Source organism: Leisingera sp., assembly GCF_982940295.1.
Window position 1 is genome coordinate 34,326 of sequence record NZ_CEYXRG010000014.1, and the last position, 11,333, is coordinate 45,658.

Genomic DNA, 11,333 nt, shown 5'->3' on the forward strand with positions numbered 1-11,333 from the left:
AATTGAGCGGGCAGGCAGCGCTTGCAGCCGCCGGCGGAACCTTGCAGGTTGACAGCAACAGTCCCGGCAGGCGCAAGACGGAGCCCCGCGTGCACAGATCAATCGGCCACAGACTGGCGGCCCGCGCCGGGCGGATGGCGCAGGACGCCCTGCACCGTGCACGGCTGCACAGGTCGCTGCGCCATCTACACGGGCCCGCCCGCCGCTTTGCAGCACCGCAGGAGGTGGTGCTGATCGCGCTGGTGCGGGACGGGATCTATTACCTCGACGTGTTTTTCGAGCATTACCGGCGGCTTGGGGTCTCCTGCTTTGTCTTCTTCGACAACGGTTCGACCGACGGCACGGTGGACCGCATCCGGCGCGAGCCGGGCACCGCGGTGCTGCGCTCCGCCCTGCCCTGGCTGGAGTTTGAAAACAGCTTCCGCGCTTATGCCGCCGACCGGTACGGCACGGACCGCTGGTGCCTGTTTGCCGACATGGATGAGCTGTTGGATTTCGAGGGCAGCGGCACCGCCGGGCTGAGCGGGCTGACCGGCTATCTGGCGCAGCAGGGCTATACGGCGCTGCAGGCGCAAATGCTGGAGATGTTCCCCAAGGGCCCGCTGGCGGCGGCCCGCGGGCTGTCCTATGCCGAAGCGGTCAAGGCGTTCCGCTTTTGCGACGTCAGCACGGTGCAGGCGCTGGACTATGGCCACGACGACACCGGGCTTGCCTACTACCTGCGCCAGAACAGCCTGCCGCCGGGAGGCGCGAAGATGCAGTACGGCGGGGTTCGCGGCAAGGTCTTCGGCGAGCGCTGCTGCCTCAGCAAGCACCCGCTGGTTTTCAACGGTGCCGGCGTGCAGGCAGCGGTGCATCCGCATGTCTCTGCCGGGGTGGCGGTGGCGGACGTTGAGGGGCTGATCCGCCATTACAAATTCGCTGGCGACAGCCTGGCCCGCGATCTGCAGACCCGGGCCGAGGCGGTCTCGGAACATGGCGAGGACAGGCTGCGCAGCGATGCGATGCAGGCGCAGCCGGAGCTGAGCCTGTGGTCCGATGCGGCGCTGGAAGACGCAAGCATCGCCGGCCTCCAGCACCTGGGCTTCCTGCGCCGCGCGCCCGGTTACAGCAGCTATCTGGCAAGGGGCGGCGCATGAGCGCCCCGGCGATCGGCGCCGTGGTGATCGGGCGCAACGAAGGCGAACGGCTGATCCGCTGCCTGCGCTCCCTGCAGGGACAGGTGCAGCAGCTGATATATGTGGACAGCGGCTCCACCGACGGCTCAACGGAGGCGGCGCGGCGCTTGGGGGCCGAAGTGGTGGACCTGGACCTGAGCCGCCCCTTCACCGCGGCGCGTGCCCGCAACGCCGGGCTGGCAGCGCTCAGCACTGGAATTGAGCTGGTGCAATTCGTAGATGGCGATTGCGAGGTGGACCCCGGCTGGCTCGCCGCCGCGGCGGATTTTCTGCAGACGCATCCCCGGGTGGCCGTGGTTTGCGGACGGCGGCGGGAACGGTTCCCGGAGGCGTCGGTCTATAACCGGCTGTGTGACGCGGAATGGGACACGCCGGTGGGAGAGGCCAGCGCCTGCGGCGGTGATGCGCTGATGCGGGTGGCGGCGGTCTATACCGCGGGCGGCTACCGCGAGAGCCTGATCGCGGGCGAGGAGCCGGAACTGTGCCTGCGGCTGCGGCGGGCGGGCTGGCAAGTCTGGCGGCTGGATGCGGAGATGACGCTGCACGACGCGCAGATGACCCGGTTCGGCCAATGGTGGAACCGCAGCCGCAGGGCGGGCCATGCCTTTGCCGAGGGCGCAGCGCTTCATGGCGCAGGACCTGAGCGCCACTGGGTGGCCGAGACCCGCCGCGCGCTTGCCTGGGGTGCGGTGCTGCCCGCAGCCATCGCGGCCGCCGGGCTGATCAGCCCTGTCCTGCTGCTGGCGGCGCTGATCTATCCGGCGCAGGTTCTGCGCCTGTCCCGCCGCATGGGGTACGAGCAGGCGCTGTTTTCGGTGCTTGGCAAATTCGCCGAGGCCTCCGGCGCGCTGGAGTACCGCTGGCGCCGCTGGCGCGGTACGGCGCGCGGCATTCTGGAATACAAGTAGCGCCTGCAGGGGCTTTGCCCCTCTTGGCCTTCCGGCCAATTCACCCCAGGATATTTGCAGCCAGATGAAGACCGGATCCTTTATTCATCTGGCCGAAAATATCCCGGAGCGCGAGGCAGAGCCTCGCATCAGGCTGCTCAGCGGGTCCGGAGCCGCCAGGCCCTGAGCATCTGGGCAGGCAGGATGGCCAGGCATTTGGCATAGCGCGGCAGCATTCGGGACGGGTTGGAGAACGCCCGCCACAGCCATTCCATAGCAATCGCCCGCACCCAGGCCGGGGCCCGTTTCTGATGGCCGCCGAGGAAATCCAGCCCGGCCCCGACAGAGGCAAACCCGGTGCGCGGCGCCAGGCGGCGGCCGCGCTGCGCCAGGCGCTCCTGCTTGGGGGCGCCCAGCGCCAGGAAACAGAGGCAGGGGCCGGTTTCATCCAGCCGGTGCAGGATCCGGTCCGCCTCTTCGCCGTCCGGATCGAACCGGCCCGAAGGGGCGTGGCACCAGGCGATTTCCAGTCCCGGCACCTGGTCGGTCAGCGCTGCTGCGGCGTCCGCCAGCGCCTCCTCCGAGCTGCCTGCCAGCGCCACCGGCACCCCGGCCTCTGCCGCCAGCCGGCACAGGGGCAGCACCAGGTCCGAGCCCGGCATCAGCTCCACCGGGCGGCCCGCAAGCCGTGACAGCCAGACAATCGGGCGCCCGTCCGCCACCACCAGATCCTGCGCCTGATAGGCGGCCAGGAACTCCGGCGACTGCGCCAGTTTCACCAGGTGATCCAAATTGACCGTGGCCAGCGCAAAGCCCTGGCCCGCCTTGAACCGGGCGCGGATCTCCGCTTCCAGCAGCGCCCGGCGGGGCATGTTCACCGCCACCCTGCGCCCGTTGAAATCAAAATGCACTCCATCCCCCGGTCTTAGACGGCTCCCTGATACATCCCGCGCCCGTGTCAGGCCAGCGCGGGAAGCCGATCCCCGCCGCCAGCGTGGCATAGCTGCACACCGTTTACCGGTTCTTGCAAATCCGCGCGACAGCGCCTGCGGCAATCGTTAAACTTTGAACCAACAACCGGGGAACTGAGGGAGCACGGGGCTTTGCCCAACGCTTTGGCCTATCTGATGCTGCTGGCCTGGCCGCTGGCCAGCCTGGTGCTGTTCCGGCGCCTGCCGCTGGAACGGGCGGTGCTGTGGTGCATCATCGCGGGCTATCTGCTGCTGCCGCCGCTGGCCGAGTTCGACTTGCCGCTGGTGCCGGACATGGACAAGTTCGCCATCCCCTCGGTGATGGCGTTACTGCTGTGCGTCTTTCTGCTGCGCAAGCCGGTTCCGCTTTTGCCGCGGCACCCGGCGGTGCGGCTGCTGGTGCTGCTGTTCGTGTTCGGGGTCATCCCCACCGTGCTGACCAATGGCGAGCCGATCCTGTTCCGCAGGATCGCCAATTCCGACCCGATCCTCTTCCTGACCGATCAGCTGCCCGGGCTGCGCTGGCGCGACCTGGGGTCCGTCATCATCAACCAGATGATCGTTCTGATCCCCTTCCTGCTGGCGCGCCGCTACCTGTCCACGCCCGAAGCCCAGCGCGAGCTGCTGCTGGCGCTGATGATCGGCGCGCTGGCCTATACTATCCCGTCGCTGATTGAGATCCGGTTCAGCCCGCAGATCAATGTCTGGATCTACGGCTTTTTCCAGCATGACTTCAGCCAGATGATGCGCCAGGGCGGCTTCCGGCCCATCGTGTTTCTGCCCCATGCGCTGTGGCTGGCGTTCTTTATGCTGTCGGCGCTGCTGGCCGCCGCCGCGCTGGCGCGCACAGCCGCTGGCGGGCAGCGGCTGCGCCTGGCGCTGGCGGCGGCCTATCTGTTCGTCGTGCTGGTGCTGTGCAAGAGCCTGGCTTCGCTGGCCTATGCGCTGGCCTTCACCCCGGTGGTGGCGCTGGCGCCCCTGCGCTGGCAGCTGCGGGCCGCGCTGGTGCTGGCGCTGATTGCAGTGGTCTACCCGATGCTGCGCAACACCGGGCTGGTGCCGACCGAGGCGCTGGTGGCCCAGGCCGAGATGATCAGCGCCGAGCGGGCGCATTCGCTGAACTACCGGTTCGAGAACGAAGCGCAGCTGCTGGCGCGCGCAGCTGAGAAACCCTGGTTCGGCTGGGGCGGCTGGGGCCGCAACCTGTTGCGGCACGAGGAGACCGGCCAGATCCTGTCGATCCCGGACGGGCGCTGGATCATCGTTTTCGGCACCTTCGGCTGGCTGGGCTACATCGCCGAGATGGGTCTGCTGGCCGCGCCGCTGCTGCTGCTGGCCCATGCCGCGCGGCGGGCGCCTGCCGGCAGCGTCTCGCCCTATGCCGCGCCGATTGCGCTGATCCTCGCCGCGACCATGGTCGACATGCTGCTGAACGCGACGCTGATCCCGATCACATGGATGTGCGCGGGGTCGGTTCTGGGCTACGCGGAGCGGCTGCTCTACCCGGATTTGTTCCGCCCGAAAACCGCCCTGTTCGGCGGGGCGCAGGCGATGCTGCCGGACGCCGCCGGACCCGAGCGGCGCAGCATCCTGTGATGCCGCAATCTTTCCGCGTTTGCGGCCGAAATTGACACAATGCGTCCACAGGACAGCCGCATGGATTGACGAAGGTAAAAATGAGATCAGCCGGCCCTGCGGACCAGATGGGGATCTATGCCGCAAGGCCGGCGCATTCGCCGGGGAAACCCCGGCACCAGACAATGAACCCGTCCGGCGGGCCCTGCCAGTTTCGCGAAGCGGACTGGCTGCGGCGTGCCGGGCTGTTTGCGAAGGGCCAGTGGGGTCAGGTATTGACGATGCAGGATGGAACATCCGCAGCGGCGGGCGCTGCCAAGAAAAACTCTTCCGGCGATATTGCCATTGTCGGGCTGTCGGTGACGGTGCCGGGCGCTGGCTCTGCAGAGGTGTTCTGGCGGAACCTGCGTGACGGCATTGAATCGATTGAGGTGCTGGACCGCGGCACCCTGCTGGCAAATGGCGAGCGGGCATCCGTGCTGGCGGACCCCAACTATGTGCCCGCCTCGGCCCGGCTGCAGGGGTTTGATGAATTCGATGCGGAGTTCTTCGGCTTCAGCCCCAAGGAGGCCGCGATCCTCGACCCGCAGCACCGCAAGTTCCTGGAAGTGGCCTGGGGCGCGATGGAAAACGCAGGCCACCCGCCGGAAAGCATTAACGGCCCCATCGGCGTTTACGCGGGCTGCGGCATGGGCAGCTATTTCTATTTCAACCTCTGCTCGAACCCGGCCTTGGTCGACGATGTGGGCATGTTCCTGCTGCGCCACACCGGCAACGACAAGGATTTCCTGTCGACCCGGGTGAGCCATGTGTTCGACCTGAAGGGGCCGTCCGTCAACGTGCAGACCGCCTGCTCCACCTCGCTGGTCGCGGTGCATTACGCCTGCAAGGCCCTGCGCGAAGGCGAGTGTGATATGGCGCTGGCGGGCGGTGTCACCATCGAGCTGCCGCAGGGGCGCGGCTATCTCTACAAGGAAAACGAGATCCTCAGCCCGGACGGCCATTGCCATGCCTTCGACCACCGGGCGCAAGGCACCGTCTTCGGCTCCGGCGCAGGCGCCGTGGCGCTCCGGCGGCTGGAGGATGCGATTGCCGACGGCGACCACATCTGGGCGGTGATCAAGGGCTCCGCCATCAACAACGACGGCGCGGACAAGGCGGGCTATTTAGCACCCTCAGTCGGCGGCCAGTCATCGGCAGTTCAGGCCGCGCTGCAAGTCGCGCGCACCCCGGCGGACACCATCGACTATGTCGAGTGCCACGGCACCGGCACCTATCTGGGCGACCCGATTGAAGTCTCGGCGCTGACCGACGCCTACCGGGCCACCACGCAGGACACCGGTTTTTGCCGCATCGGCTCGGTCAAGACCAACATCGGCCATCTGGACACCGCGGCCGGTGTTGCCAGCCTGACCAAGACTGCGCTGGCGCTGCATCACAAGGAAATCCCGCCCTCGCTGGGCTTTGAGGCGCCGAACCCGGCGATTGATTTCGAGACCTCGCCGTTTCGCGTGAACGCCGCCCTCACCCCTTGGGCGTCGCACAAGGGGCCGCGCCGGGCAGCCGTCAACTCGCTCGGCGTCGGCGGCACCAACGCCCATGTGATCCTGGAAGAAGCGCCAGAGCGTGCGCCCTCGGAGGAAAGCGACTTCCCGTTCCAGATCCTCTGTGTCTCCGGCCAGTGCAAGGCGGCGCTGGACGCCAACACCCAGGCGCTGGCGGAGTATTTGCAGGCCAATCCCCAGGCCGATCTGGCCGACGTGGCCTTCACCCTCAAGGAAGGCCGCCGCGGTTTTGCCAAGCGGCGGGTGCTGGTGGCGGAGACAGTTGCCGAAGCTGCCCAACTCATTGAGGAAAACGATCCGCGCAAGGTCTTCACCCACGACCGCCTCGGTGACGCGCCGGAGGTGGTTTTCATGTTTCCCGGCGGCGGCGCGCAATATGCCGGCATGGCGCGGGATCTTTATGAGACCGAGCCGGTCTTTGCCGACTGGATGGACCGCGGGCTGGAGCATCTGCAAAAGAGCCTCGACTACGATATCCGCGCCCTCTGGCTGCCGGAAGAGGGCGAGGAAGACGCCGCCAATGCGCGCCTGCAGCAGCCCTCGGTGCAGCTGCCGCTGATCATGATCGTGGAATACGCGCTGGCGCAGCTGTGGATCAGCTGGGGCGTGAAGCCTGCCGCACTGGTCGGTCACTCAATGGGCGAGAACACCGCCGCTTGCCTGGCTGGTGTTGTGTCCTTTGAGGGCTGCATCGACCTGGTCCTGCTGCGGGGGCGGCTGTTTGACACCGTCCCTGCGGGCGGGATGCTGTCCATCGCCCTGCCGCTGGCAGAGGTCGAGGCCTTCATCGGCGGTGACCTGGACATTGCCAGTGTAAACGCCCCTGCCCTCACCGCCGTCTCCGGCCCGCAGGACGCACTGGACCGTCTGGCGGCGGAGCTGACTGACCGCGAGGTGGAGCACCAGCGCATCCAGATCGACATTGCCGCCCACTCCCGGATGCTGGACGGTATCCTGCAGCAGTATGGCGATTTCATCCGCTCGCTGACCCTGGCGGCGCCCAAGCTGCCGGTGATCTCCAACCGCACCGGCACTGCCCTGACTGCGGAACAGGCCACCAGCGCCGATCACTGGGTGGGCCAGCTGCGCAACACCGTGCGCTATGCCGATTGCATCGAAACCCTCGCCAAAACCCCGGGCCGCGTGTTCTTGGAGGTCGGCCCCGGCAAGGCGCTCAGCGCGCTGGCGCAGATGTCGCCCGCGGTAAAACAGGGCCAGGTGCTCAGCTCCCTGCGCCACCCGGACCAAGAGGTGATGGACGATAGCTATTTCTTTGGCGTCATCGGCCGGCTTTGGGCCTGCGGGGTGGAGGCCGACTGGGAGCAGATCTGGGGCGAGGCGCGGCGCAACCGCCTGCCCTTGCCCGGCTATGCCTTCCAGCGCAGCCGCTATTTCATCGAGCCGGGCAAACCGGCGCAGGAGGAAGACCCCGCGCCGGAGCGCCACGACGACCTCAAAGACTGGGGCTACCGCCCCGCCTGGCGCCCGCGTCTGGCCGATTGCGTCCTGGATGTGCTGCAGGAGCTGGGCCAAGAGCCGCACACCTGGCTGATCTTCGAGGATGACGCAGGCCATGCCGCCCGCGCCGCAGACCGGCTGGAGGCCGCAGGCCACACCGTTGCGCGGGTGCGCGCAGGCGACACCTACGCGCAGCTTTCGCCCAACACCTATATCCTGCCGCCGGAGCAGGGCCGCGCCGCCTATGGCGCGCTGCTGGCAGATTTGGCCGGCGCCGGGAAACTGCCGGACCGCATCGCGCATTTCTGGCTGGTGACGGAACAGGAAGCCTTCCGCCCCGGCTCCTCCTTCTTTGACCGCAATCTGGAGATGGGGTTCCACTCCCTGACCGCGCTGGCGCAGGAACTGGGTAACGCTGATCTGCCCGGCCCGGTGCATATGACCGTCTTCACCACCGGCGCTGCACAGGTGCGGGACGAGGCCCTGCCCTATCCGGAGAAGGCAATGATCGCAGGCCCGCTGGGTGTGATCCCGCGCGAGCTGCCGGGGCTGACTTGCACCGCCGTGGACATCGAACTGCCAGAGGCGCCGCGGGGCCTGTTTGCCCGCAAACCGGCGGACACGGACCTTACCACGCGCCTGCTGGAAGAACTGATGGCAGAGCCCGCAAACACCTCCGCCGCCTGGCGCGGGGAGAAGCGGTTCGAACTCAGCTGGCGCCCGCAGCCCCTGCCTGAACCGGAAACACCACCCTTCGAACCGGGCGGCCATTACCTGATCACCGGCGGTTATGGCGGCATCGGCCTGGCCGTTGCGCGCCACCTGATGCAGGACTACGGGGCCAGGATCACGCTGATCTCGCGCGAGGGCCTGCCGCCGCGCGACAGCTGGGACCGGTATCTCAGCAGCCACAGCCCGGCCAACCGCACCGCCCGGCGCATCCGCGCCGTCAAAGCGCTGGAGGAAACCGGCAGCGGCACCGTGCTGCCGCTGGCCGCAGACGTCTGCCACGCAGGCGAGCTGAGCACCGCAAGGGAGCAGGCCGAGGCCGCAAACGGTCCGCTCACAGGTGTGATCCACGGTGCCGGCGTCATCAACGACGGTCCCCTGCTGGCCAAGGACGAAGACCAGATCGCCCGCGTTCTGGCCCCCAAGGTGAGCGGGCTGCGCGCGCTGGACACGGTGTTCCCGGACGGCAGCCTGGAGCTGCTGGTGCTGTTCTCCTCCTCCTCCGCCGTGACCCGGCCCGCGGGCCAGGTGGATTACATCGCCGCCAACGAATACCTCAACGCCTGGGCCAAGCACCGCGCAGGCGGGCAAACCCGTGTTGTGGCGGTGGATTGGGGCGTCTGGGCCGATACCGGCATGGCCGCCGACGCCATGAGCGCCCGCAACAGCGCCGCGGGAGTCAGCACGCCGGAGCCCTGCCCGCAGCCGCTGCTGCAGCAGCAAAGCTTCGACGCCGCCGGCAACCGCATTTTCACCCCCCGGTTCAGCACCGGCGACTGGCTGCTGGACGAGCACCGCACCGCGGATGGCACCGCCCTGGTGCCCGGCACCGGCTACATCGAGATGGCAGCGGAGGCGCTGGCGGCGGCGGGCGTCCAAGCGCCGTTCGAAATCCGCGACCTCTACTTCCTGCGCCCCTTGATCGTGGACGACGGTGCGCCCAAGACGGTTCTGGTTAAGCTAGAAGCTAAAGAAAATGGTTATGAACTGTTTATTTACTCGGCGTATACAAATGGTTACTCTTTGAATTGTCAGGCTTTGCTGGCCTTCGCAGCGGCGGCAGAACGCCCCGCTGCACTCAACCTCCAGAAGATTTTCACCCAATGCCCGGAGGTGCAGGCGCCTGTCGGCGGGCGCCTGCAATCCCCGCAGGAGGCGCATCTGCGCTTTGGCCCGCGCTGGCATGTGCTGGAGCGCGCCGCCCTGGGCGAGGGTGAAGGAATTGCCTGCCTGTCCCTGCCGCAGGCTGCGGCGCAGGACGGCACTTTGCTGCATCCCGGCCTGATGGACCTGGCGACCGGCTGGGCAATGGGGCTGATCCCGGGATACCAGGCAAATGCCCTGTGGGTGCCGGTGTCTTACAGTGCGATCCGCGTCTTTGCCCCGCTGACCCCAAAAATCTGCAGCCACGTGCGGCTGGCCAGCGCGCCGGACAGCACCTCTGCGGTCTTTGACGTCACTCTGACAGATTCGGAGGGCACCATCCTTGCCGAGGTTGAAGGCTTCCGTATGCAGCGCCTCGCCTCCGGCATCGACGCCGCGGCCGCAGCGGCTGAGCCCGACGCCAGTGCCGCTGAGCTGGGACTGGAAGCCGCCCCCAGCGCCCAGCCGCTCTCGCCCGAAGAACGCCGCCTGCAGCTGAACATCTCCAATGGCATCAAGGCGGAAGAAGGCGGCGGGGCCCTGGCCCGCGCCATTGCCGCCGGCCTGCCGCAGGTGGTGGTGTCCTCGCTGGACCTGCCGGCGCTGATCGCCCAGGCCAGCCAAAGCGCGCCAGCGGAGGCTGAGGCCCAGACCTTCGACCGCCCGCAGCTCGACACCGACTACATCGCGCCGCGCAACCCGGTGGAAGAGGAGCTGGCCAAGCTGTTTGCCGCGCTCCTCGGCATGTCGCAGGTCGGGATCGAGGACAGCTTCTTTGACCTTGGCGGCCACTCGCTGATTGCGGTGCGGCTGTTCGCGCAGGTCAAACGCAGCTTTGGCGTGGAGTTCCCGCTGTCGGTGCTGTTCGAGGCGCCCAGCGTCGCGGCACTGGCCGAGCGGATCATCGAGCGCACCGGCGGCGGCGTGGCGGCGGAACCGGGGGACGCGCCCGAGACCGCGCAGGAACAGCCGCAGTATACCCATCTGGTGCAGCTGCATCCCGGCGACGGCACCGGGCGGCGGCCTTTCTTCCTGGTTGCGGGCATGTTCGGCAATGTGCTGAACCTGCGCCATCTGGCGCTGCAGGTCGGCAAGGACCGCCCGGTCTATGGCCTGCAGGCCAAGGGGCTGGTGGGCGACGATACCCCGCACAGCCGGATTGAAGACGCCGCCCGCAGCTGCCTGTCCGAAATCCGCCGGATCCAGCCCGAGGGCCCCTATCTGCTGGGGGGCTTCTCCGGCGGCGGCATCACCGCCTATGAGATGGCGCAGCAGCTGAAGGACCAGGGCCAGGACACCGCCGCACTGATCCTGCTGGACACGCCACTGCCGGTGCGCCCGGCCCTCAGCCGCCGCGACAAGGCCCTGATCAAACTTGCGGAACTGCGCAGCAAGGGCTTGGGCTACCTTGGCGAATGGGCCCGGAACCGCATCGCCTGGGAGTTTGAGAAACGCCGTGCCAGCCCGGCGGAGACCGGCGCCCGGCCGGAATTCAACAACCGCAAGATCGAACAGGCCTTCCGCGCCGCGGTGGAGGCCTATGCCCTCAAACCCTGGCACGGCCCGCTTACTTTGTTCCGGCCGCCGCTGGACCGCAAATGGCAGGTCTCAAACGGCAACTGGGTCAGCGGCGAGCGCGAGTATGTGTTTGACGACAACGACTGGACCAAATGGGCCCCGGACACCCAAGTGGCCGAGGTGCCGGGCGATCACGACAGTATGGTACTGGTCCCCAACGTCAGCGTGCTGGCTGCAGGCGTGAAGGCCCGCCTGGACGCCGCTGATGCCGCCGCCGGGCGGTCCCGCTATGCCCAGGCCGCGGAGTGA

The 11,333-nt window shown here is 67.7% G+C and carries 5 protein-coding genes; 4 read left to right on the forward strand and 1 reads right to left on the reverse strand.

Annotated elements, in window-relative coordinates:
* The first annotated feature begins 89 nt into the window (after positions 1–89).
* A complete protein-coding gene (locus AC4HIX_RS13645) occupies positions 90–1,139 on the forward strand; it encodes a glycosyltransferase family 2 protein (RefSeq protein WP_490399340.1) in 1,050 nt (349 codons plus the stop codon).
* Complete coding sequence (locus tag AC4HIX_RS13650; RefSeq protein WP_490399341.1) at positions 1,136–2,086, forward strand: glycosyltransferase family 2 protein; 951 nt, start codon at positions 1,136–1,138, stop codon at positions 2,084–2,086. Before AC4HIX_RS13645 ends, AC4HIX_RS13650 begins: the two co-directional genes overlap by 4 nt.
* A gap of 137 nt (positions 2,087–2,223) precedes the next feature.
* Here the strand turns inward: AC4HIX_RS13650 and AC4HIX_RS13655 are convergent, their stop codons facing one another.
* Positions 2,224–2,976, reverse strand: coding sequence for a WecB/TagA/CpsF family glycosyltransferase (locus tag AC4HIX_RS13655; protein WP_490399342.1), 753 nt, complete (start codon positions 2,974–2,976; stop codon positions 2,224–2,226).
* A gap of 192 nt (positions 2,977–3,168) precedes the next feature.
* Here AC4HIX_RS13655 and AC4HIX_RS13660 point away from each other — a divergent pair, with 192 nt between their 5' ends.
* Both AC4HIX_RS13660 and AC4HIX_RS13665 read left to right on the forward strand, forming a co-directional pair.
* Entirely contained in the window at positions 3,169–4,632 is a 1,464-nt protein-coding gene (locus AC4HIX_RS13660) for a hypothetical protein (RefSeq protein ID WP_490399343.1), read from the forward strand.
* 260 nt (positions 4,633–4,892) lie between these two features.
* Complete coding sequence (locus tag AC4HIX_RS13665) at positions 4,893–11,333, forward strand: type I polyketide synthase (protein WP_490399344.1); 6,441 nt, start codon at positions 4,893–4,895, stop codon at positions 11,331–11,333.

What these genes read in the sequence shown, in the direction of transcription:
- AC4HIX_RS13665 (WP_490399344.1), top strand. Translation starts at nt 4,893, where the DNA reads ATGCAGGATGGAACATCCGCAGCGGCGGGCGCTGCCAAGAAAAACTCT.
- AC4HIX_RS13650 (WP_490399341.1), top strand. Translation starts at nt 1,136, where the DNA reads ATGAGCGCCCCGGCGATCGGCGCCGTGGTGATCGGGCGCAACGAAGGC.